Source organism: Haloglomus halophilum (assembly GCF_024298885.1).
Lineage (GTDB): Archaea > Halobacteriota > Halobacteria > Halobacteriales > Haloarculaceae > Haloglomus > Haloglomus halophilum.
This window is the reverse complement of the sequence record NZ_CP101166.1, coordinates 2,802,578-2,824,816: the sequence shown is the minus strand read 5'-3', so window position 1 is coordinate 2,824,816 and position 22,239 is coordinate 2,802,578. Positions and strand designations below refer to the sequence as shown.

The window sequence follows — 22,239 nt, the reverse complement described above, 5'->3', positions numbered from 1 at the left end:
CCAACCTGGGGACAATGGCAGGTACCGACCCCCTCGACGGCTACGACGCGGTCGTCTACGACCTCGACGGGACGCTCGCGGAGCTGGCGGTCGACTGGGAGCACGTCCGGGAGGACGTGGGCCGCGCGCTCTCGGACCACGGTGCGGACCCGGACGGACTGGACCTCTGGTCGATGCTGGAACGGTCGCGGCAGGAGCCCACGCTTGCCGAGGCGGTGGAGGCGACCATCGCCGAGCACGAGCGCGAGGGTGCACGCACTTCGGAGCGGCTCGGGTGTGCCGACATCCTCCTCTCGCACCCCGAGCCGCTTCCCGTCGGCGTCTGCTCGCTCAACTGCGAGGACGCGTGCCACCTCGCCCTGGAGCGTCACGACCTCGACCATCGCGTCCGCGCGGTGGTCGGCCGGGACAGCGTGGCGACGGAGAAGCCCGACCCCGAGCCGCTGCTGGCGACGCTGGAGGGACTGGAGGTTGCTCCCGACCGTGCGGTGTTCGTCGGCGACGGTCGGCGCGACGAGATAACCGCCGAGCGCGCCGGCACCGCGTTCAGATACGTCGAGGAGTGGCTCTGACCCTGGCGCCGCCGGCTAGTCGTTCTCCGCGGGGTCGGGTCCAGTTTCGATGTCGACATCCGACTCCTGACGCTCCTGTCGGCGGGCGTAGAGGTAGACGGCGACGGCGGTGACGAACCAGACGAGCGCGCCGACACGGACGGCGAACGAGGCCATCGCGGTCCACGTGGGGAGCGTGACGGCGGTCGAGGCGATGGCGACCACGGGGGCGCCGACGACGATGGTGATGACGAACGTGGTCTGCATCACCCAGCCGAAGTCGACGCCGTCGGGGTCGGTGCTGTCGACGCGCTCGGGCATGTGATACCGGTTTGTAGTGGTTCGCGCTAAGCGGTTACGGTCGCTAGATGGGAGCGTAGGTTCGATAGAGCCGTCCACAACCACTAGAATTTCCAAGATATTCCAACGTTACCACATTTATATCGAAATAGTATGGCTTTATCGCACCTATTAGTAGAATTGAATCCCGATGACGACGATGGAACTCTGTTGAAAGCCCCCACTCGCTCGACCAGCCGCGGCTCGTTGCGCTCCTCACGGTCCGGGCGTGCGGCGGCCTCCCTTCGGTCGGCCGCCGTTCCGGGCACGCGTTGCGGTGCTTACGTCGCCGGGGCTGGGTCGAGCGAGTGGCCCCTTTCAGTCCCGCCCTGTTGCCTGTTGCACCGAGCGTATGCGGTGGCGGTTCCAGCGGAGTGCTAGTTTCCCCACTCCTCCCCGCGCGAGCGCCGATGGCTGCCGAACACGCTCACTCCGTTCGCGGTTCGGCGCGGGTGGCGCTCGCGCGCTTCCTGTTCACGGAACCGGCCGGCCGAGCAACCGCTCTCGGGCCGGGAGCGCGTGGCGAACCCCTTGCGGGTGAGCCCGCGCGACCCGGGGAAGGGCAGGAGCGCCCCGCCCGTGTCACACACCACGTTCGGGGGGAATGGAAGGGGCGGCGGGCTCGACCCGTCCCGGACGACGCAAGCACCGCAGGGAGCGAACGAAGTGAGCGACCGAGGAGCGTGGTTCGAGAGACGCCTCTGGCGTCTCTCGTCATCACGAACGGCGGCTTCGCCGCCGTTCGAACGACAGCGAGGCCCGGACATTCTCGCGAGCGAAGCGAGCGAGAAGTCGTCAGAGCTTGCTCTGACGGAAGTCGAGCCCGCCGGGGCTTCCTACAGGTTGTATGGAACGGCGGACCCGTCGCACACATCAGGCACTCGAGAGAGGAGGCGGACCCGTCGCACACACCGACCAACCGGCAAAGAACGCCAGAGACGACCCCACAAGAGACGGCTTCGAGCGAGAGGGGCCACGCTTTTCGCGGCGCCGACAGAATCGGGACAACACATGCGAGCGAAGGACATCCGCGCGAAGGCCGGCACAGAGCCCATCACGATGCTGACGGCCTACGACGCGCCCACAGCCGAGGTGGTCGACGCGGCGGGCGTCGACATGATCCTCGTGGGCGACTCGGTGGGCAACCTCCGGCTGGGCCACGACTCGACCCTCCCCGTCACGGCCGACGAGATAGCCAGTCTCACGGCCGCGGTCGCACGCGCGACCGACGACGCGTTCGTCATCGCGGACATGCCGTTCCTCTCGTTCGGCGTCGACATGGCCGACTCCATCGAGAACTGCGGCCGGATGGTCAAGGAGGCCGGCGCCGACGCCGTCAAACTGGAGTGCGGGAAACACACCGTCGACCTGACCGACCGCCTGACCGACCTGGGCATCCCCGTGCAGGCCCACCTCGGGCTGACTCCACAGCGCGAGAACGAGACCGGGCTCTTCCGGCAGGCCACCGACGACGAGGCCGCGACGGAGATGCTCGACCTCGCGAAGGCCCACGAGGAGGCCGGCGCGTTCTCGCTCGTCCTCGAACACGTCCCCGCGAACGCCGCTGCCGCCGTCACCGAGGCGCTCGACATCCCGACCATCGGCATCGGCGCGGGCCCGGACTGCGACGGACAGGTTCTCACCGTCGACGAGGTCATCGGCCTCACCGAGGGCGTCGCGCCGTTCTCGAAGAAGTTCGGCGACGTCCGCGGCGAGATGGAGCGCGCCATCGAGGGCTACGTCGACGAGGTCGAGGGAGGCGAGTTCCCGGCCGAAGAGCACAGCCACGTCGCCGAGGACCTGGACACGGACGACCTCTACTGAGTCGGCGTTTCGGCCTCACCCTCGGCCGGCGTCGCGCCGTCGCCCGGCTCGTCCGGGACGAACCGCCCGGCGACCCAGCCGACCGCGGCCGCGATGGCCGCGGGGATACCGACCGACACCAGCAGGACGACGAACAGCCCGCCGCGCTCCGAGAGCCCACCATCGATGTTCACGAACGGGCTGAGTGCGATGAGCGGCACCAGCAGCAGGACGAGCGCGATGGCGTAGCCGCTCTTCGACACCGCTCCCTGGACCGTCCGCTGCCGGACGAGGTAGGCGGTCGTCACCAGCCAGGCGACGATGCCGAACAGGACCCCGTAGCCGCTGTTGGTCACGACGCCGAGGACGATGGTCCCGACGAGGCCCGCGATGGCCCCACCCACGATACCGACGAGGATGGTGAGCGCGTTGTCCACGAGGCCATCGGGGTCGAGGAGCTGGCCGTCGGACGCGCCGGCCGAAGCCCCCGTGTCTGTACCGCCGACAGCGTCGGAGACGACATCCCCCACCGACGGCGCCTCGGTCTTGTCCCAGGTCCCGTCGCCGTCGGTATCGGCTTCGGCCTGCTCCTCGGTCAGGTCGGCCGAGCAGTGCATGCAGTAGGTGGCGGTCGCACCGATGGGCTCGCCACATTCCGGGCACCGCGGGTCGGTCTCCATGTTATCCACGGCTCGTCACCCCGCTCGTGGGTCGGTCGAGTAACATCCATTCGCCCCCTGTTACGAGAACTCACATCACAGTCCGTAATCAGTCTATGGTGCTAGCGGTCCGATAGCTACAGGTGTCCCTTCTGCCGATGGATCCGGTGGTACAGAGGCCCGAGCAATCGCTCTACCCGGCCCTGTCGGACGACCGGCTCGACGCGCCCGTCGCGGATGGCCGCCACGACCGATCCGGGGGTGAGTTCGTCCACGTCGAGCCGGGTCGACGCGCGCCCGACCTCGAACGGGAAGTGCGCGTCGCTCCCCGCCACGATGGGGAGGTCGCGGCGGCGAGCGAGCCGCTCGACCCGGGCCCGGAACTCCGGGTGCTTCCCGTTGAGTTCGACGGCGTCGAACGGGGCGTCGCTCTTCGGGAGCGAGCCGTTCCGGAACGGATGGGCCATGATGGCGGCGCAGTCGTGGTCGTGCGCGAGGCCGACGGCCTCCGCCGGCGTCAGGTCGCCGGGCACCGTCCGTTCCGGCGGGTCGGGCCCGACCACGAGGACGTGCCCCGCCGTCGAGGAGATCTCGATGCCCGGGAGGCGGAAGCCCCCGCCGGGGGCGTCGAGCGTGTCCGGCCGGAAGTAGTCGTGGTTCGTGACGCAGAGGCCGTCGAGCCCGCGGCGGCGCGCGACGCGCTCGTTCAGCCACGCGCCACCGGGGTCGTACCGTGCCAGCCGTTCAGGCGGTCGGTGGAAGAACCGGCTGTGGGTGTGAAGGTCGCAGTCCAGCATCGTCACCGGAGCCGCCGGCTCCACTCCTCGGGAGCCGGGTCGTACCCGTCACCGACGCGGAACGGCATGACGCCGGGGAGGCTCCGCGCGCGGAGGTGGTCGAGTTCGACCATCTCGCCGTCGAGACTGAACCCGACGGGTCGATGGCACTCGACCGAGAGGTACGGGACCCGCAGCCGGGTGAGATACGATGCTTCGCGCTTCAGCAACCGGTTGGCGGCCCCCGACGCGACGTAGTCGATAGCGGGGGCGCGCTCGACGACGACCACGTTGAGCAGGCCGTCCTCCATGTTGGCCTGCCGCATCCGCTCGCCGGGGAACCGCCGCCCGTTCCCGACGAGGACGACCAGCGCGTCGCCGCTCCAGACCGGCGCGTCCTCGCCGTCGCCGCCGCGGAGCGTGACCGACATCGGCTCGAACTCCTGGTACTCCCGGAGCGTGTTGAGGACGTACGCCAGCACGCCGAGTCGCCGCTTCGACTCGCGGGTGGTCCGGGCGCTGGCGTCGGCCGTCAGCCCGCCCACGCAGCTGTTGACGAACGGGCGGTCACCCGCGAGACCGAGGTCGAGGTCGCGCGTCTCGCCCGCGGGGTCGTCCGGGTCCAGCACCGAGAGCGCGTGCTCGACGTTCCGGACGCCGACGTTGTCCGCGAAGTCGTTGCCCGTGCCCGCGGGGACGACACCGAGCGTGAGTCCCTCGGGAACGCTGGTGCCACCGCCCGCGGCGAGCGCGCCACGGACGACCTTGTTGAGCGTGCCGTCGCCGCCACAGGCCGCGAGAAGGTCGGCGCCGTCACGGGCCGCGCGCTCGGCCAGCTCGACGGTGTGGTCCCCGCCCTCGCTGTCGCGGACATCGTAGCCGCGCTCTGTGGCGAGGCGCTTCGCCCGCTTCGTCGCGCGTCCGTCCCCGCTGTTCGGGTTGCGGACGAGGACCCTGCTGGCGCCCTGCATGTCCTGCGGGTCGGTGGCCGGGCGGAAGTAGTCATCGGCGCCCGAAGCGGCGCGGTCAGGCGGTCAGACGGTCAGGCGGTCAGACGGTCAGGCGGTCAGGCGGCCAGCTCGTCGAGGAACTCATCGACGGCGGCGTCGAAGGCGGCCGGACGCTCGAGGTACGGCATATGCGCGGCGTCGGCGAGTTCCACGTGTCGGGCGTCGGGCAGGTGTTCCGCGAGGTACTCGTGGAAGGCCGGTGGGGTGAGGCTGTCGTGCTCGCCGTTGCAGACGAGCGCCGGCACGTCGATCTCGCCGAGGCGGTCGCGCACGTCGAACGCGTCACACGAGCGGAAGTCACGCTCGGTGGCGCGCTGGCCCACCGCGCGGAACATCTCCCGGGCCTCGACCCGGCGCTCGTCGTCCATCGCGTGATACAGCATGTCCTCGCCCAGGAGCGTCTCGACGGCCGCATCGTAGTCGTTCGCGAGCGCATCGAGCAGTTCGTCGGCGACACCCAGCTTCGCGCCCGTCCCGACGAGGACGAGGCCATCGAGGTCGAGGTCGGACTCCAGCGCGACCGTCAGGGCGACCGCGCCGCCGAGGGAGTTCCCACAGAGGACCGTCGCGTCGGTCTCACGGGCCACGGCGACCGTATCCTCGGCGTACGCGGTCATCACATCGAGGCCCGCCTCGGGACCGAGGTCGACATCCTCGCTCTCGCCGTGGCCGCTCAGGTCCAGCGCGACCGCGTCGTGGTCGGGCCGACCGTACTGGTTGGCCCAGAGCGAGTGGGTCCCGCCGCTCCCGTGGACGTACAGCACCGTCGGTGCCGGAGCGTCGGTGTCGGCGGGGGCGTCCCGGTAGGCCGTCGTGCGACCGTCGTGTGTGACGTGGTCCATACCACCCCTGCGGCCGGCGACTGTATGAAGCCAGCGTGCCGGGTGCTCGTGTGAACCGCAATTCACCTCTTCGTCCGAAACCGACACCCGTTCCGACCACCATCAGAGAAAGATTCATATACTAGAATGACTAACTCTGAGTTAGTATGGCAGAGACCCAGCGGTTCGCAGAGCGCGACGTCGTCGCGCGGCAGTACCAGTACGCCGACGGCGACGTGCTGGCGTTCGACCTCGGTGCCGGGGCAGCCGGCGCCGTGGACGTGGTCGACGGGACCCTGATGGTCGTCGTCGACGACGAGCAGTTCGAGATGGACCTCCCCGAGGGACGGCCCGCCAAAGCGACTATCAACAACGGCGTCGTCACCGTCGAGATGAACGGTTCGGCCGCCGGAGGCGGCGAAACGACCGATATCGACGTACGGGACGGCGGAAGCGAGGCGGACGAGGACACGGAGGACGAACGATGAAACTCACGGTCAAACCACTCAAACAGAAGGACGCGGGACGCGGCCTCGCGGCCGTCGACCGCGCGGCGATGCGGGAGATGGAACTGGAGAACGGCGACTACATCCTCATCGAGGGCAGCGAGGGCCGCGCCGTGGCGCGTGTCTGGCCCGGCTACCCCGAGGACGAGGGGAACGGCATCATCCGGGTCGACGGCCGCCTCCGGCAGGAGGCCGATGTCGGCATCGACGACCGGGTCGAGGTGGAGCCGGCAGAGGTGAAGCCGGCGACCAGCATCACGGTCGCACTGCCCCAGAACCTCCGCATCCGCGGTAACGTCGGCCCGCACATCCGCGACAAGCTGAGCGGGCAGGCCGTCACGAAGGGCCAGCAGGTGCCCTTCTCGCTCGGGCTGGGCCCGCTCTCCTCGATGAGCGGGCAGAAGATCCCGCTGAAGGTGGCCGACACGGACCCGGAGGGGACCGTCGTCGTCACGGACTCGACCGAGATCGAGGTGAGCGAGAAGCCCGCCGAGCAGATCTCCGGGCAGACCACCGGCGACACGGATACCCCGAACGTCACCTACGAGGACATCGGCGGGCTCGACGACGAGCTCGAGCAGGTCCGCGAGATGGTGGAGCTGCCGATGCGCCACCCGGAGCTGTTCCAGCAGCTCGGCATCGAGCCCCCCAAGGGCGTGCTCCTGCACGGTCCCCCGGGCACCGGCAAGACCCTGATGGCCAAAGCGGTGGCCAACGAGATCGACGCGTACTTCACCGACATCTCGGGCCCCGAGATCATGTCGAAGTACTACGGGGAGTCCGAGGAGCAGCTCCGCGAGATCTTCGAGGAGGCCACGGAGAACGCCCCGGCCATCGTCTTCATCGACGAGATCGACTCCATCGCGCCCAAGCGCGGCGAGACCTCCGGTGACGTGGAGCGCCGCGTCGTCGCCCAGCTCCTCAGCCTGATGGACGGGCTGGAGGAGCGCGGACAGGTCACCGTCATCGGTGCGACCAACCGGCTGGACTCGCTGGACCCGGCGCTGCGGCGTGGCGGCCGGTTCGACCGCGAGATCGAGATCGGCGTCCCGGACAAGGCGGGCCGCAAGGAGGTCCTGCAGGTCCACACCCGCGGGATGCCGCTGGTGGAGGGCATCGACCTCGACAAGTACGCCGAGAGCACGCACGGGTTCGTGGGCGCGGACCTGGCGTCGCTGGCGAAGGAGAGCGCGATGAACGCGCTCCGGCGGGTGCGCCCGCAGCTCGACCTGGAACAGGACGAGATCGACGCGGACGTGCTCGACTCGCTGGAGGTCACCGAGCGTGACTTCAAGGAGGCCCTGAAGGGCATCCAGCCCTCGGCGATGCGCGAGGTGTTCGTCGAGGTCCCCGACGTGTCGTGGGACCAGGTCGGCGGGCTGGAGGACACCAAGGAGCGCCTCCGCGAGACCATCCAGTGGCCGCTGGACTACGCCGACGTGTTCGAGCAGATGGACCTCGAAGCCGCGAAGGGTGTGCTGCTGTACGGCCCGCCCGGCACCGGCAAGACCCTGATGGCCAAAGCGGTGGCCAACGAGGCCCAGAGCAACTTCATCTCCATCAAGGGACCGGAGCTGCTCAACAAGTACGTCGGCGAGTCGGAGAAGGGCGTCCGCGAGGTGTTCGAGAAGGCCCGCTCGAACGCCCCGACGGTCATCTTCTTCGACGAGATCGACTCCATCGCGGGCGAGCGTGGCAAGCGGATGGGTGACTCGGGCGTCGGCGAGCGCGTCGTGAGCCAGCTCCTGACCGAGCTGGACGGGCTGGAGGAACTGGAGGACGTGGTCGTCGTCGCCACGACGAACCGCCCGGACCTCATCGACAGCGCGCTCCTGCGCCCGGGACGGCTGGACCGCCACGTCCACGTCCCGGTGCCCGACGAGGAGGCCCGGCGTGCCATCTTCGCGGTCCACACCGAGCACAAGCCGCTCGCCGACGACGTGGACCTGGACTCGCTGGCCCGCCGGACGGACGGCTACGTCGGCGCGGACATCGAGGCGGTCTGCCGCGAGGCGTCGATGGCCGCGACGCGGGAGTTCATCAACTCCGTCTCCCCGGAGGAGACCGCGACCAGCGTCGGGAACGTCCGCGTGACGATGGACCACTTCGAGCAGGCGCTCGACGAGGTCGGCGCCAGCGTCGACGAGGAGACCCGCGAGCGCTACGACCAGATCGAGGAGCGGTTCTCGCGCGGGCAGACCGCCGAGGACGAGGTCGAGGTCTCGCGGACCTTCCAGTAACCCGCCATACCCTCCGTTTCGCCCCGTAACGATAATGAAGAACCCGGCGTTGGACGGTTTCGGATTTTACACCGTTAATACCTCTTAGTCCGCCGATAAACGCCGTTAGAATAGTTGGGCTTATACGCGTGGGATTGTACAACAGGGGTATGGACTTCGAACTGTCCGACGAGCAGGAGCAGCTGAAAAAGGAGGTTCGTCGGTTCGCCGAGAACGAGATCAAGCCGGTCGCGACCGAGTACGACGTCGAGGAGAAGTACCCCCACGACGTGATGGAGAAGGCCGCGGAGAACGGTCTGCTGGGCGGCGGCCTGCCTATCGAGTACGGCGGCGCCGGCCTCGACACGCTGGACACGTCCATCGTCGTCGAGGAGATGTTCGCCGCGGACCCGGGCATCGGGTTCTGTGTGACCGCGTCGGCGTTCGGGAGCGAGGCCATCGTCGAGTTCGGTACCGAGGAGCAGAAGGAGGAGTACCTCCCGCCCATCGCCGAGGGCGAGTCCGTCATGGGCGCGGCCATCTCCGAGCCCGACACCGGCTCCGACGTTTCGAGCGTCTCCACGACCGCCGAGAAGGACGGCGACGAGTGGGTCATCAACGGCAACAAGATGTGGATCTCGAACGGGACCGTCGGCGACTACTTCGTCGTGCTGTGCAAGACGGACCCCGACGCCGAGGGCCGCTACAACGGTTTCTCGCAGATCATCGTCGAGGCCGACCGCGACGGCTTCCAGGCCGACAAGATCCACGGCAAGCTCGGCATCCGCGCGAGTGACACGGCGGAACTCATCTTCGACGATGTCCGTGTCCCCGAGGAGAACCTGCTGGGCACGGAGGGGATGGGCTTCCTGCAGCAGATGCAGTTCTTCGACGAGACCCGGACCGGCGTCGCCGCGCAGGCCGTCGGCATCGCGAAGGGCGCCGCCGAGCGCGCGCTCGAGTACAGCCAGCAGCGCGAGCAGTTCGGCCAGCCCATCGGCGAGTTCCAGGCCATCCAGCACAAACTCGCGGAGATGCACACGGACATCGAGGCCGCCCGCCAGCTGACCTACAAGTCCGCCTGGTCGGTCGACAACAAGGAGGGCCAGCTGACGACGCTCGCATCGATGGCCAAGGAGTACGCCTCCCGCGTGGCCGTCGACGTCGCCAACGAGGCCGTCCAGATCCACGGCGGCGCCGGCTACGTCAACGACTTCGACGTCGAGCGCTTCTACCGCGACGCCAAGATCACCCAGATCTACGAGGGCACCACCGAGATCCAGAAGAACATCATCGCCCGCGAACTCCAGGGCAAGGGCTTCTAAAGCACCTTTTTTCGCCTCGGGTTCCGCGCCGCCGGCGCGGAACCACTCGGCCAAAAAATCTGCACCAAAAAAGCCGGACCTCGCTTCGCTCGGCCCGGTGAACCGCTCGCGCGCCGCTGGCGCGCTCGCGGATGCAGACCACAGAATACGATTCGCCGAGCAACCCACAGCATTTTCCGATTTTGTGATTTATGAACTGAATTACAGATATATTCTTCGAATATCCAGATTATGCCCGGTGCGTAGATTCAAATACCAGACCGCGGCCAGCGCCCCTGTGACCTGACGAGCCATCGCCGGACCGCCGACCCGAGCAGTCAGCACGCCACTGGCTGGTCGGTTCCGCCAGCGCGATACCACGGTCCGGCGCGCGGGAGCGGTGTCGCCTGTTCGCCAGCCACTGCAACCGATCCCACGGCCGTCGGGGCCACGGTCGCCGGGGTCGGTGGACCTTTGCGGACCGGCGAGGCAGTGGTCGGTATGGAAGTCGTCATCCTGGCCGCGGGGCAGGGAACCCGGATGCGCCCGTTGACCGACGCCGTCGCGAAGCCGATGCTCCCGGTCGGCGACCGGCCGCTCTGTGCGCACACGGCCGACGCCGCCGTCCGCGCGGGCGCCGACGAGCTGGTGTTCGTCGTCGGCTACCGCGGCGAGGACGTTCGCGAGCACTTCGGCGACGAGTATCAGGGGGTCCCGGTCCGGTACGCCGAGCAGGCCGAGCGGCTGGGGACCGCCCACGCCGCTGCGCAGGCCCGGCCGCACCTGAACAGTGACTTCGTCGTCCTGAACGGCGACGACCTCTACGACGAGGCCGCGCTGGACGCGCTGTTCGACGCGTGTCCCGCCGTGGGGGCGTACGAGGTGGACGACCCGCGCCCGTACGGGGTCTTCTCGATCAGCGACGGCCACGTCACCGACGTGGTGGAGAAACCCGCCCAGCCACCCAGCAACCGCGTCAACGTCGGCGCCTACCACTTCCCGGCCGAGGCCGCCGACTGGCTGACCGAGACCGAGCTGTCCGAGCGCGGCGAGCACGAAATCACCGACGTGCTGGCACGCGTCGTCGACGCGTTCGACGTGGCCGCGGTCGACGTCGAACGGTGGCTCGGGGTCGGCCGCCCGTGGGAGCTCCTCGAGGCGAACGAGTGGAAGCTCGGCGAGCTGGAGCGACGCATCGACGGCGACGTGCGCGGCGACGCCGAACTCCGGGGCGACGTGGTCGTGGAGGACGGGGCGACCATCGAACCCGGCGTCGTCATCGAGGGGCCGGCGCTCGTCCGCCAGGGCGCCGAGGTCGGCCCGAACGCGTACGTTCGGGGCGCGACGCTGCTGGGCCCCGACACGCACGTCGGCCACGGCGTGGAGGTGAAGAACACCGTCGTGATGGCCGGGACGAACGTCCCACACGTCTCCTACGTCGGGGACAGCGTCCTCGGTCCGGATGCGAACCTCGGGGCGGGGACACAGGTCGCCAATCTCCGCCACGATGACGGGGACGTACAGACCGTCGTGAAGGGCGAGCGAACCTCCACCGGGCGCCGGAAGTTCGGCGTCGTGGTCGGTCCCGGAGCGAAGACCGGAATCAACACCAGCCTCTACCCCGGGAGCGTCCTTCCGACGGACGGCTGGACCCGACCCGGCGAGGCGTACCGCGGCCCCGACCCGTCATCGGATGGGGACGCGTAGCTATCGCCCGCCGAGAGTGTTGCCGCAAGAACGCCGCCGAAAGTATGGGCATAAGTAGGGTCGGTGTCTGTCCTCGGGTAATGGTAGACCCGACCTCGGACCTGGGTGAGGATGTCACCGAGGAGGACGCCCCGCAGTGTCGAGCCTGCGGCGAGCCGATCCTGAACGACCCGCAACACCGCGTCATCACCTGGGTCGAGGACGGCGAAGTCCGGAGCGCACACTTCTGTGACGACACCTGCCGGATGGACTGGGACGGCGAGTAACCAAAACGAAGCGGGGTGGCGTGCAGGGGACGTCGAGGAGTCTCCCTACCCAAGGTGACGTTCGGAGCCCCACCGCACGCCGTAGAACGATACGAGACACGCAGGGGTAAGTCCTGCGCCCGCTTGCGGTGCGGAACGCCGTACCGTACGCGGCGGGAGCGCGACGGCGTCGGCCCGTCTCCAGAGATCCGTACGAGAACAGTGTTCCTGCCGGTCCACCGAACGCGGTCGTCGGGTAGGCTTATCATTCGGGGTCCCCAGCCTCCACCCATGACGGAGGAGCAAGACTCGGAGATCGACACGCCGGTGAGCGAGATCATGACATCGCCGGTTCGCACCGTGCCGGCCGACACCACCATCGCCGAGGCCGCGCAGATCCTCTCAAGCGAGGGAATCGGCTCGCTGATCATCGGCGAGGACATCATCGATGGCATCATCACCGAGATGGATATCGTCGAGAGCGTCGGGAACGCGATGGACCCCGAAACGACGACCGTGGAGGAGCTGATGTCCGACCCCGTCGTCACCATCCGACCGAACGAGTCGGCCCGCGTCGCCGGGGAGCGGATGGGCCACAACGGTGTCAAGAAGCTCCCCGTCGCCGAGGACGGCAAGGCCATCGGTATCATCACCACGACGGACCTCGCGCTCTACCTGCCCCAGCTCCGCATCGACATGACGCCCCAGCCCGAGCCCGACATCGGGAAGGGCGAGTACGAGTAGCGGGGGAACCGTTTTTCACCCACCGCTCTAGGGAGGGGTATGGACTTCGAGCTGTCCGACGAGCAACAGCAGATCCGCGAGGAGGTCCGGCGCTTCGGCGAGAACGAGATACGGCCGGTCGCACAGGAGTACGACCGGGCGGAGAAGTTCCCGCACGAGGTCGTCGAGAAGGGCGCCGAGATGGGGCTCACCGGCGCACAGATTCCCATGGAGTACGGGGGCGCGGGCTACGACGCGCTCGACGTGGCCATCATCATCGAGGAACTGTACGCGGCCGACCCCGGCGTCGGCGGCTCCGTCCTCGGCACCGCGTTCGGAAGCGAGGCCATCATCGGCTTCGGGACCGAGGAGCAGAAGGAGGAGTACCTCCCGCCGCTCGCTGCCGGTGACGCCATCATGGGCTCGGCCATCTCCGAGCCGGACTCCGGCTCCGACGTCTCCAGCGTGAGCACGCGCGCGGAGAAGGACGGTGACGAGTGGGTCGTCAACGGCAACAAGATGTGGATAACCAACGGCTCGGTCGCGGACTTCTTCGTCGTGCTGTGCAAGACGGACCCCGACGCCGAGGGCCGCTACAACGGCTTCAGCCAGATCATCGTCGAGGCCGACCGCGACGGCTTCCAGGCCGACAAGATCACCGGGAAGATGGGGATTCGCGCGAGCGACACGGCAGAGCTCATCTTCGACGATGTCCGCGTCCCCGAGGAGAACCTCGTCGGAACGCGTGGCGCCGGCTTCCTGCAGCAGATGCAGTTCTTCGACGAGACCCGAACCCAGGTCGCGGCACAGGGAGTCGGTATCGCGAAGGGCGCCGCCGAGCGCGCACTCGAGTACAGCCAGCAGCGCGAGCAGTTCGGCCAGCCCATCGGCGAGTTCCAGGCCATCCAGCACAAACTCGCCGACATGCACACCCGGCTGGAGGCCGCCCGGATGTTGACCTACAAGTCGGCGTGGTCCGTCGACAACCTCGACGAGCAGCTGACGACGCTCGCGTCGATGGCGAAGGAGTACGCCTCCCGCGTGGCTGTCGACGTGGCGAACGAGTGCGTCCAGATTCACGGTGGTGCCGGCTACGTCGACGACTTCGACGCCGAGCGCTTCTACCGTGACGCCAAGATCACCCAGATCTACGAGGGAACTACCGAGATCCAGAAGAACATCATCGCCCGCGAACTGCAGAAGTAGCGCCGACCGTCGGCGCTACCGGTCCGCGAGCGAGAACAGCTGGTAGAGCGTCATCAGCACGAGCGGCAACAGCAGCACCGACAGCGCACTCACCACCAGCACCGTCCCGATGGTGTCCAGCGTGAATCCGCCGACGCTGAGCGTGAGACCACCCGGCGGGAGTGCCGGAACGGCGAGCGCGACACCGACACCGGCACCCAGAAGCAGCGCGACGGCAACGCCGGCCGGGTCGTCCGCGGTTTCCATAGCGACGCTCCCACACGAGCGGTCTTTACTCCGGCGGCCACTCGCCCGACTCACGCGAGCAGCGTTGCCGAGACCAGCACCGCGACCGCGGGCCCGACACCCAGCGCGGCGACGGTGCCGAGCAACACGTACGCCACCGTCTCGCGGCGTTCGGCGAGCCGGCCGAGCCCGACCACCAGCAGCGCGACGGCACACAGCTTCAGGAGCAGGAACGGCCAGCCGATGCCGAACCCGCCGACGAGTTCGGCCCCCAGCCCGACGGTCGCACGAGCCATCGGGCCGCTCGCAGGCACCCCCAGTGCGTCGACCGCCACGACGACGGCGACGGCGTGCAACGCCTGGGCGTACACCGCGAGCAGGGCGAGCGAGCGCGCCGCCGCCAGCGCGGGGGCGGCGCTCAGTCCGAGGACGAACACGACCGCCGCCGCGGCGATAGCGGCCACCACCGGGGCCAGCGCGAGCGGGACGAGGGTGGCGACGGTGGCGCGCCCCGCGAGCACCGTCACGGCCAGCACCGGGGCGACCACGCCGGTCCCGCTCGCGACGAGATACCCGGCTGGGTCCCCACGGGTACGGACACGCCCGGCCTGGACCAGCGGGATCCAGAGCACCGTCGCCAGCACGACCGTCACGGGCACGACCAGCGGCGACCCCAGCGTCGCCGCGAGCGGGCCACCGTAGACACCGGTGGCCGCCAGTGGATAGAGGAGCCCTGCGAGCACCATCCACGGGGTGCCGGCGAGGACGAGACGGCGCGTAACCGGGGGGCCCACCCACGCGATGCACCCCACCGCGAGCAGTGCCGCGACCGAGACCAGCACCGCTGTCACGAGGGCAGGTGCAGGTGGCCCGGCCATATCGTCGTCCCAGCGGGCCACGGCAAAACCCTTGCGCGTTCACCACACGGCGACACCCGTTCCGGCGACGACAATCGCTGGACACGAACGGATTCGGAGACAGACCCTTAGGGGTCCAGGTCCTACTACACTCCATGCGGAAACAGGAACTCGTCTACCTGCACGGCCTGCTCCGGGAGGTCCGTGACTACTACGAGCGCGAGGCGGACGAGCCCGTCCCCACACCCGAATACGACGCGTGCGATGTCTCCGCTAGCGCCATCCACCGGTCGAAGGCGGCACAGGAGGAAGCCGTCACGACTCTTCTCTCGGAGCTGACCGAGGCGATGGAGCACCGTCAGAAGATGCACGCGGATGCGGACTGACGACCGGTTCCGGACACCCGGTGCTGGACCCGACTGCCGCCGGTCGTGGTCGGAGGAACCCGAACTCCATGGTGGTTCTTCGCATGATTCGTCCGTTCCGACGCACGGATAGCACCAGAAGATGCCATTTTACATTTTCCACCACAATCCGTCGTTAATTAGTACAGATATCTGAAATTACCGTCAAAATTATACACTGAGTCGACCGATATACGGTTGATGGAGCCGAATCGACGTGATGTTGCTATCCTGGAGTATCTGGCGGACGTGAGCCTGGCGCTTCCGCCGAAGGTACTGTACTACAATATGAAATCTGACAGGGAGATAACGTTCTCCGAACGGACGCTGAAGCGCCGGCTGAAGCTCCTGATGGAGGCCGAACTCGTCGACCGGGTCGACGGGACGGACGGCTACTACCGGATCGCGCCGGCCGGACGGGAGTACGTCGACGAGGCGCGAACGGCCCGCTGAACCCGTCCGTCTGGCCCGGTTGCGCGTGACCCCCTTTCTGTGACCGATTCCACAGGTGTCCCCTCGAACCGAACGCCGCCCGGTCGGCTGCGGGCCGGTGGGGCGTCCGGAAGGTCACGACGGCCGGCTCGCAGTCCGGGGGTACGACACGGTGTAGACCGCGTCTCCCGACCCGAGAGAACGGAAGGAGCCACGGGTGGGATTTGAACCCACGAACTCTCGATTACAAGTCGAGTGCTTGGACCACCCAAGCTCCCGTGGCGCGCACGGTGGTTCGCTCGGGTGACTGGAAACCTTATCGGTCGCCGACGGGCTTCCGGAGTTCCATCCGGTGGTCGGCGTAGCCGTGCCGCCGGTAGAATCGACGCGCGGCCTCGTTCCCGGCCATCACCTCCAGCGACACCACGGCCACCCCCTGTGCTTCCAGATGCGCCTCGGCGGCCGCCAGCAGTGCCGTCCCGATACCGCGCCCGCGCTCGGCCGCGCGGACGTAGAGATTCCGAACCGCGCCGCGTTCGTCCGCCTCGACGAACTCCCCCGAGGCGGGACTCGCCGTGACGAAACCGAGCACATCGCCCTCGCCGTCGTCAGAGTCGGCCGGCCGCTCGTCCTCGGCGCGGCGCGCGACGAACAATCCACCCGTGACGGCGTGGCGGAGGGCCGCCTCGCGGGCCGCACTGCGGTTGCGGTCCGCGTACAGTCGCGAGCCGTACGCCTGCTGGTCCCGGGCCAGTGCGACCCAGCAGTCCGCGACCGCCTCGGCGTCGGCCGTCTCGCCACGCTCGACGACCACGTCGGCCGGCGCGGCGTCCCGGTCGGTCACGCCGCGTCCGGGGGCGACTCCGTCTGCCAGTCCGCACGGAGCACCTCGACGGCCGGGAGCGTTTCCCCGGTCAGCATCCGGAGCGCCGCGCCGCCGCCCGTGGAGACGTGGTCGAACCCCTCGACGCCCAGCCGGCGAAGCGCCGCGGCCGTGTCACCGCCGCCGACGATACTGAACTCCGAGCGCGTGGCCGCCCCGAACAGCTCCTTCGTCCCGGTCGCGAACAGCTCTTCCTCGAAGACGCCCGCGGGCCCGTTGAGGATGGCCGTCCCGGCGTCCTCGAGGAGTTCTGCGTAGGCGGCGACCGTCTTCGCCCCGATGTCCATGGCGGCGTTCTCCGAGGGCAGCTCGTCGAGGTCGAGTTCGACCCGCTCGCCGCCGCGCTCGACCGCCACGTCCCGGGGGAGGTGGATGCGGCTGCCGAAGTCGTCCAGCAGGTCGCCGGCGCGCTTGACGGCCTCGGCCGAGCGCTCGTTGACGACGTGGGCGCTGGCGGCGCCGAGCTGGACGCCATCGGCCAGCAGGAAGGCGTTCCCGACGATGCCGGAGACGAGTACGTGGTCCGCGAGCCCGCGTTCGAGGACCGAACGGGCCACGTCGAGCGAGTCGACGATCTTCGCGCCGCCGAGCGCGTAGATGCGTGGCTCCGGGGTGGATTCGATACTACCCAGCACGTCCAGTTCCTCCTCCATGACGCGGCCGGCGTAGCCGGGAACGTGGACGGGGAAGCCGACGAGCGAGGGCTGCGAGCGGTGCGCCGCGGCGAAGGCGTCGTTGACGTAGGCGTCGAGCGCGGGCGCGAGCTTGCGGACCAGGAACGTGTCCGCGGCGACCTCGGGGTCGAACTCCATGTACTCCTCGGAGTAGAAGCGTGTGTTCTCGAGGACGACACACTCCCCATCGTCCAGGGCGTCGATGCGGTCGCGGGCGGCGGCGGTGAACGTGGCGTCACAGTAGTCGACCGGCGCGTCCAGCAGTTCGTCCAGACGCGCGGCGTGCGAGGAGAGGTCGGCGAACTCGTCGCCGCCGGGGCGTCCCTGGTGGGCCAGCACCGCGACCCGGGCGTCGCGGTCCAGCAGTTCGGAGAGCGTATCCAGATGGGCGCGGACCCGCGAGTCGTCCGCCAGGTCACCCCCCTCGAGGGGGCTGTTGATATCGACCCGAACCCCGAGGGTAGTCCCAGTGGCGTCGAGGTCCGCCAGCGTCCGTAACATAGTCGCCCGTCCCGGGGGACGAGCCAAAGGTATTGTGTTCCCTTGCTGGATACCCTGAACCCATATTCTAGCCGTTTTCCGCCGGGGGAGCGATACTTCTTTTACTGACGCCCCGTCATCAACACCGTGAATTGTAGACATGGGTGTAGCTGAGTCACAGGCCGACGACGGTCTCCGGAGTTATCTGCGCCGTCCGACGGTACTACTCCTCGCCGTCGCCTGCCTCTACCTGCTTGTCGACCTAGTGGTGAAGCTCGCTGGCATCACGATCGCTCTCGGTAGCATCCACCTCATCGGTGGAGAGATCGCGGTCTCGAACGTCGTCGGGTTCCTGATGGACGGGCTCATCCTCGGGCTCATCATCGCGCTCGCGGGGGTCGGACTGTCGATGACGTACAGTATCCTCGGGTTCGCGAACTTCGCCCACGGTGACTACCTTACTGCCGGGGCGTTCTCCGGCTGGGCCGCCGCGTACGTCGTGGCGTTGTTCACCCTCGATGGGCTCGACGTGACGTTCGGGGAGATCATCCTGCTGAACGCCCCGTCCCTGGTGTCGGCCTGGGCCTCACCGTTCGCGGTTCTGGTCGGCTTCATCGTCGCGGCGGTGGTGAGCGTCGCGCTGGTGCTGGGTCTCGACCGGATCGTGTACCGGCCGATGCGCGACAAGGACGGCATCTCGCTGCTCATCGCCTCGATCGGCGTCGCGCTGGCGCTCCGGTACCTCATCGTGTTCGTCTGGTCGCCCAGCACCCGCGGGGTCACCTCCACGAATCCGGAATCGCTGCCCTCCATGGACCTCTTCGGTATCTACACGCTGAACCTCCACGAGGCCATCATGATCGTCGTGGCGGTCGGTCTGATGCTCGGCGTGCATCTCCTGCTGCAGTACACGAAGCTCGGGAAGGCGATGCGGGCGATGTCGGACAACAAGGCGCTCGCACAGGTCACCGGCATCCCGACCGAACGGGTCGTGCGCGCCACGTGGGTCATCGGCGGCGGGCTCGCCGGTGTCGCCGGCTTCCTCATCATCCTCGAACGCGGCGTCCTCTCGTTCAACTTCGGCTGGCGGCTCCTGCTGTTCATCTTCTCGGGCGTCATCCTCGGCGGTATCGGCTCCGTCTACGGCGCCATCGGCGGCGGAATCATCATCGGTGTCGCCTCCCGAATCGCGCTCGTGTGGCTCCCCTCCGGGTTCCCGCGGGTCGCGGCGTTCGGTGTCATGATCCTCGTCCTGCTCTACCGTCCGGCGGGGCTCTTCGGAGGGGTGACGACCGCATGAGTATCCGCGGCCGCGCCCGGTCGGCCCTCCCCGACGCCCTCACCGAGGACGACACCGTCCTCATCGCCGTGCTGCTGCTGTGCATCGGCGTGCTCTACTTCCTCATCGGCGGGCTGCAGGCGTTCCTCGCCGACGCCACCATCGTCAACGCCGCGTTCCAGACGTTCCAGTCAATCCTCTTCCTGTCGGGCGTGTACGCCATCCTTGCACTCGCCCTGAACCTCCACTGGGGGTACACCGGCCTGTTCAACATCGGCGTCGCCGGGTTCATGGCGGTCGGCGTCTACACCATGTCCATCCTGGCTGGGTCACCGGATGGGCTCCCACCGGGACTGGGGCTGCCGGTGCCGGTCGCCGTCCTCGGCGGCGTCCTCGCGGCGGCCATCGTCGGCGGCATCGCCGCGCTCCCGGCACTCCAGCTCGACGCGGACTACTTCGCCATCGTCACCGTCGGCTTCTCGGAGATCATCCGGCTCACCCTGCTGGCGGACACCTTCTCCGGGACCGTCACCGACCCGAGTTCGAGCCAGTACAACGTCGTGAACCTGTTCGGTCTCGAGTTCGGCACCGGCGGCGGTCGCGGCATCAGCACGCCGATCGGGAACCCGCTCGAGTTCCTGTTCGACGGGCCCCTCCAGCCGGTCGGCGACGTGCTCGTCTCCGTCGGCGACGCGATCGGCATCATCCCCCAGGTCGTCGAGGCCACGACCTACACCGCGTTCATCGTCCTGCTGGTACTGCCGGCCTATTACCTCCTCGTCCAGCGTGTCGGCTACTCGCCGTTCGGCCGCGTGCTGAAGGCCATCCGCGAGGACGAACTCGTCGCCCAGTCGCTCGGGAAGGACACCCGGCTGTTCAAGATCAAGGTGTTCATGCTCGGCAGCGGGCTGATGGGGCTGGCTGGCATCCTCTGGTACGGCACGTTCGGCTACGTCAACCCGAACACGTTCCGGCCGCTGGTCACGTTCTACGTGTTCACCGCCCTCATCGTCGGTGGGTCGGGGTCGAACACCGGGAGCGTCGTCGGCGGCGCGGTGTTCGCCGCGCTACTGCTACAGGGACCGCGCCGGCTCGCCGGCCTCATCAACGCCGGTGCGCAGTACAGCACCGGCGGCAGCCTGCCGGAGCCGGCCAACTTCTGGGTCGCACTCACCTCCCTCGACCCGCTGGCGTGGCTCGGCTATCTCGTCACCCAGACGCCGAACCTGAAGTTCGTCTTCCTCGGCGCCGTGCTCGTCTACCTGATGCAGAACCGGTCGGAAGGGCTGCTCGGCCACCGCAAGGAGACCGCCTCCAGCGTCGACCTCTCGGAGCGGCCAGCGTCGACCAACGAACCGGGCAAGCCCGGCGGCCAGGCGGCCGCCACCGGGGGTGAGTCGGATGAGTGAACAGGGCGAAACCGGAGGCGGGGCGGCCCCGGTCGAGTCGAACGTCCCCGACGATGTCGACCTCGATGATGTCGACCCCGAGACCGCCGACTCGTCCATCGAGGAGTCGGCCAAGACCGTCCCGCGGGGGCTGCCGCTTCGGGTGCAGAACCTCCGGAAGACCTTCGGTGGCATCACCGCCGTCGACGGCGTGAGCTTCGAGGTGGAGGAAGGGTCGTTGACCGGGCTCATCGGGCCCAACGGCGCCGGCAAATCCACGACGTTCAACTGCATCACCGGTGTCCACGAGCCCGACAGCGGCACCATCCTGTTCAAGGGCGAGGAGATCACCGGGCAGCGCCCCCACGAGATCGCCCAGAAGGGACTGGTCCGGACGTTCCAGATCGCCCGCGAACTGGAGGAGATGACGGTGCTCGAGAACCTGATGCTGGCGCCGCAGGACCAGGAGGGTGAGAAGCTGACCAACGCCATCACGCCCGGGCTACGCGATCAGGTGAAGCGAGACGAGGAAGCCATCCGTGAGGATGTCTGGGAGATGCTCGAGTTCTTCGAGATCGACCACCTCGCGGAGGAGTACGCCGGCAACCTGTCGGGCGGGCAGCGCAAGCTACTGGAGATGGCCCGCGCCCTGATGACCGACCCGGAGATGCTGCTGCTCGACGAGCCGTTCGCCGGCGTCAATCCGACGCTGGAGGAGAAGCTGCTCGAGCGTATCCACGAGCTCACCGACCGGGGGTACACGTTCCTGCTGGTCGAACACGACATGGACCTCATCATGCAGAACTGCGAACATATCATCGTCATGCACCAGGGTGACCTGCTGGCCGAAGGAACCGCCGAGGACATCCGGAACAACGAGCAGGTGGTCGAGGCCTACCTGGGTGAGGACGTATGAGCGCGGAGACGGAGAACCGTCACCCGGTGGAACTGAACGACGGGCTCCTCGAGGTGCGCGACCTCGACGCCGGCTACGGCGACCTCAAGATCCTCGAGAACGTCGACCTGGATGTCGCCGACGGGGAGTACGTCACCATCGTCGGCCCGAACGGCGCCGGCAAGTCGACGCTGATGAAGAGCGTCTTCGGGCTCACCGACTACATGGGCGGGACCATCCAGTTCGATGGCAAGGAAATCGCCGGCATGCGGCCCGACGACATCATCCACGAGGGGCTGGGCTACGTTCCGCAGAACGAGAACATCTTCGGGACGCTCACCGTACGTGAGAACCTGGAGATGGGGGCGTACATCCTGGATGAGGTGCCCGAGGAGCGGATCGAGGCGGTCTATGGCTACTTCCCCATCCTCGAGGAGCGGTCCGGCCAGCAGGTCGGCTCCATGTCCGGCGGCCAGCAGCAGATGGTCGCGATGGGTCGGGCACTGATGCTCGACCCGGACCTGCTGTTGCTCGACGAGCCGTCCGCGGGACTGGCGCCCGACCTCGTCGAGGAGATGTTCGACCGCATCGACCGCATCAACGACGACGGGACGGCGGTGCTGATGGTCGAGCAGAACGCCAAGGAGGCACTCCGGCGCTGTGACCGCGGCTACGTCCTCGTCCAGGGGAAGAACCGCTACATGGACGCGGGCGACGCCCTCCTGGAGGACGAGCAGGTCCGGCAGGACTTCCTCGGCGGTTGACAGCCGAGGGGCGACGAATCGTCGGCATCGACGATGCGGCGACGATCCGACCGCTGGCGCGGCTTCCGTTGTGACTGGCCATCGAGCGT

At 68.2% G+C, this 22,239-nt stretch carries 24 protein-coding genes and 1 tRNA gene; 15 read left to right on the top strand and 10 right to left on the bottom strand.

Annotated features, from left to right (window positions below; translation table 11 throughout):
* Nucleotides 1-14: 14 nt before the first annotated feature.
* Nucleotides 15-572: an HAD family hydrolase gene (locus tag NL114_RS13600; protein WP_254821464.1), complete on the top strand. Its 558-nt coding sequence runs from the start codon at nucleotides 15-17 to the stop codon at nucleotides 570-572.
* A gap of 15 nt (nucleotides 573-587) precedes the next feature.
* On the opposite strand, the gene NL114_RS13595 is transcribed toward NL114_RS13600, so the two are convergent.
* The gene (locus tag NL114_RS13595) at nucleotides 588-872 is read right to left on the bottom strand and encodes a DUF5822 domain-containing protein (protein WP_254821463.1); all 285 of its coding nucleotides are present in this window, start codon (nucleotides 870-872) and stop codon (nucleotides 588-590) included.
* A gap of 1,029 nt (nucleotides 873-1,901) precedes the next feature.
* Between NL114_RS13595 and panB the strand changes: the two genes are divergently transcribed.
* Nucleotides 1,902-2,714, top strand: coding sequence for a 3-methyl-2-oxobutanoate hydroxymethyltransferase (panB, locus tag NL114_RS13590; RefSeq protein WP_254821462.1), 813 nt, complete (start codon nucleotides 1,902-1,904; stop codon nucleotides 2,712-2,714).
* On the opposite strand, the gene NL114_RS13585 is transcribed toward panB, so the two are convergent.
* The 4 genes from NL114_RS13585 to NL114_RS13570 form a co-directional block, all read right to left on the bottom strand.
* Nucleotides 2,708-3,373: a zinc ribbon domain-containing protein gene (locus tag NL114_RS13585; protein WP_254821461.1), complete on the bottom strand. Its 666-nt coding sequence runs from the start codon at nucleotides 3,371-3,373 to the stop codon at nucleotides 2,708-2,710. The genes panB and NL114_RS13585 overlap by 7 nt on opposite strands.
* A 116-nt stretch (nucleotides 3,374-3,489) precedes the next feature.
* Nucleotides 3,490-4,149: a PHP domain-containing protein gene (locus tag NL114_RS13580; RefSeq protein WP_254821460.1), complete on the bottom strand. Its 660-nt coding sequence runs from the start codon at nucleotides 4,147-4,149 to the stop codon at nucleotides 3,490-3,492.
* A 2-nt stretch (nucleotides 4,150-4,151) separates the two neighbouring features.
* Entirely contained in the window at nucleotides 4,152-5,099 is a 948-nt protein-coding gene (locus NL114_RS13575) for a diacylglycerol/lipid kinase family protein (RefSeq protein ID WP_254821459.1), read from the bottom strand.
* Between the two features lie 95 nt (nucleotides 5,100-5,194).
* Complete coding sequence (locus tag NL114_RS13570) at nucleotides 5,195-5,980, bottom strand: alpha/beta fold hydrolase (RefSeq protein ID WP_254821458.1); 786 nt, start codon at nucleotides 5,978-5,980, stop codon at nucleotides 5,195-5,197.
* Nucleotides 5,981-6,126: 146 nt separating this feature from the next.
* Between NL114_RS13570 and NL114_RS13565 the strand changes: the two genes are divergently transcribed.
* The 7 genes from NL114_RS13565 (at nucleotide 6,127) to NL114_RS13535 (ending at nucleotide 13,869) form a co-directional block, all read left to right on the top strand.
* Nucleotides 6,127-6,447, top strand: a complete 321-nt coding sequence (locus NL114_RS13565) for a DUF7127 family protein (protein ID WP_254821457.1) — start codon at nucleotides 6,127-6,129, stop codon at nucleotides 6,445-6,447.
* On the top strand, nucleotides 6,444-8,705 hold the full coding sequence (locus tag NL114_RS13560; protein WP_254821456.1) for a CDC48 family AAA ATPase: 2,262 nt from the start codon (nucleotides 6,444-6,446) through the stop codon (nucleotides 8,703-8,705). The genes NL114_RS13565 and NL114_RS13560 overlap by 4 nt, the downstream gene beginning before the upstream one ends.
* 149 nt (nucleotides 8,706-8,854) lie before the next feature.
* Entirely contained in the window at nucleotides 8,855-10,009 is a 1,155-nt protein-coding gene (locus NL114_RS13555; RefSeq protein ID WP_254821455.1) for an acyl-CoA dehydrogenase family protein, read from the top strand.
* Between the two features lie 480 nt (nucleotides 10,010-10,489).
* Nucleotides 10,490-11,695: a bifunctional sugar-1-phosphate nucleotidylyltransferase/acetyltransferase gene (gene glmU / locus NL114_RS13550; RefSeq protein WP_254821454.1), complete on the top strand. Its 1,206-nt coding sequence runs from the start codon at nucleotides 10,490-10,492 to the stop codon at nucleotides 11,693-11,695.
* A gap of 80 nt (nucleotides 11,696-11,775) precedes the next feature.
* Nucleotides 11,776-11,961, top strand: coding sequence for a DUF7576 family protein (locus tag NL114_RS13545; protein WP_254821453.1), 186 nt, complete (start codon nucleotides 11,776-11,778; stop codon nucleotides 11,959-11,961).
* Nucleotides 11,962-12,231: 270 nt separating this feature from the next.
* Nucleotides 12,232-12,684 (top strand): CBS domain-containing protein, encoded by a 453-nt coding sequence (locus NL114_RS13540; protein WP_254821452.1) that lies wholly within the window; start codon nucleotides 12,232-12,234, stop codon nucleotides 12,682-12,684.
* Between the two features lie 39 nt (nucleotides 12,685-12,723).
* A complete protein-coding gene (locus NL114_RS13535; RefSeq protein ID WP_254821451.1) occupies nucleotides 12,724-13,869 on the top strand; it encodes an acyl-CoA dehydrogenase family protein in 1,146 nt (381 codons plus the stop codon).
* A gap of 15 nt (nucleotides 13,870-13,884) precedes the next feature.
* On the opposite strand, the gene NL114_RS13530 is transcribed toward NL114_RS13535, so the two are convergent.
* Entirely contained in the window at nucleotides 13,885-14,115 is a 231-nt protein-coding gene (locus NL114_RS13530) for a hypothetical protein (protein ID WP_254821450.1), read from the bottom strand.
* A 50-nt stretch (nucleotides 14,116-14,165) separates the two neighbouring features.
* Nucleotides 14,166-14,972, bottom strand: a complete 807-nt coding sequence (locus NL114_RS13525) for a DUF63 family protein (RefSeq protein WP_254821449.1) — start codon at nucleotides 14,970-14,972, stop codon at nucleotides 14,166-14,168.
* A 134-nt stretch (nucleotides 14,973-15,106) separates the two neighbouring features.
* On the opposite strand from NL114_RS13525, the gene NL114_RS13520 reads away from it, so the two are divergent.
* Together NL114_RS13520 and NL114_RS13515 are read left to right on the top strand one after the other, a co-directional pair.
* Nucleotides 15,107-15,337, top strand: coding sequence for a UPF0058 family protein (locus NL114_RS13520; protein ID WP_254821448.1), 231 nt, complete (start codon nucleotides 15,107-15,109; stop codon nucleotides 15,335-15,337).
* 219 nt (nucleotides 15,338-15,556) lie between these two features.
* A complete protein-coding gene (locus tag NL114_RS13515) occupies nucleotides 15,557-15,808 on the top strand; it encodes a hypothetical protein (RefSeq protein WP_254821447.1) in 252 nt (83 codons plus the stop codon).
* Between the two features lie 188 nt (nucleotides 15,809-15,996).
* Here NL114_RS13515 and NL114_RS13510 read toward each other — a convergent pair.
* The 3 genes from NL114_RS13510 to NL114_RS13500 all read right to left on the bottom strand — a co-directional run bounded on the left by NL114_RS13510 (nucleotide 15,997) and on the right by NL114_RS13500 (nucleotide 17,845).
* Nucleotides 15,997-16,070: transfer RNA gene (locus NL114_RS13510), tRNA-Thr, on the bottom strand.
* Between the two features lie 33 nt (nucleotides 16,071-16,103).
* Complete coding sequence (locus NL114_RS13505; RefSeq protein ID WP_254821446.1) at nucleotides 16,104-16,631, bottom strand: GNAT family N-acetyltransferase; 528 nt, start codon at nucleotides 16,629-16,631, stop codon at nucleotides 16,104-16,106.
* Entirely contained in the window at nucleotides 16,628-17,845 is a 1,218-nt protein-coding gene (locus tag NL114_RS13500; RefSeq protein ID WP_254821445.1) for a phosphoglycerate kinase, read from the bottom strand. The genes NL114_RS13505 and NL114_RS13500 overlap by 4 nt, the downstream gene beginning before the upstream one ends.
* Nucleotides 17,846-17,984: 139 nt before the next feature.
* Here NL114_RS13500 and NL114_RS13495 point away from each other — a divergent pair, with 139 nt between their 5' ends.
* The 4 genes from NL114_RS13495 to NL114_RS13480 are packed head-to-tail and all read left to right on the top strand — an operon-like array spanning nucleotide 17,985 to nucleotide 22,150.
* Nucleotides 17,985-19,124, top strand: coding sequence for a branched-chain amino acid ABC transporter permease (locus tag NL114_RS13495; protein ID WP_254821444.1), 1,140 nt, complete (start codon nucleotides 17,985-17,987; stop codon nucleotides 19,122-19,124).
* The gene (locus NL114_RS13490; RefSeq protein WP_254821443.1) at nucleotides 19,121-20,512 is read left to right on the top strand and encodes a branched-chain amino acid ABC transporter permease; all 1,392 of its coding nucleotides are present in this window, start codon (nucleotides 19,121-19,123) and stop codon (nucleotides 20,510-20,512) included. The genes NL114_RS13495 and NL114_RS13490 overlap by 4 nt, the downstream gene beginning before the upstream one ends.
* A complete protein-coding gene (locus NL114_RS13485; RefSeq protein ID WP_254821442.1) occupies nucleotides 20,505-21,407 on the top strand; it encodes an ABC transporter ATP-binding protein in 903 nt (300 codons plus the stop codon). The genes NL114_RS13490 and NL114_RS13485 overlap by 8 nt, the downstream gene beginning before the upstream one ends.
* Entirely contained in the window at nucleotides 21,404-22,150 is a 747-nt protein-coding gene (locus tag NL114_RS13480) for an ABC transporter ATP-binding protein (protein WP_254821441.1), read from the top strand. Before NL114_RS13485 ends, NL114_RS13480 begins: the two co-directional genes overlap by 4 nt.
* The last annotated feature ends 89 nt before the right edge of the window (nucleotides 22,151-22,239 follow it).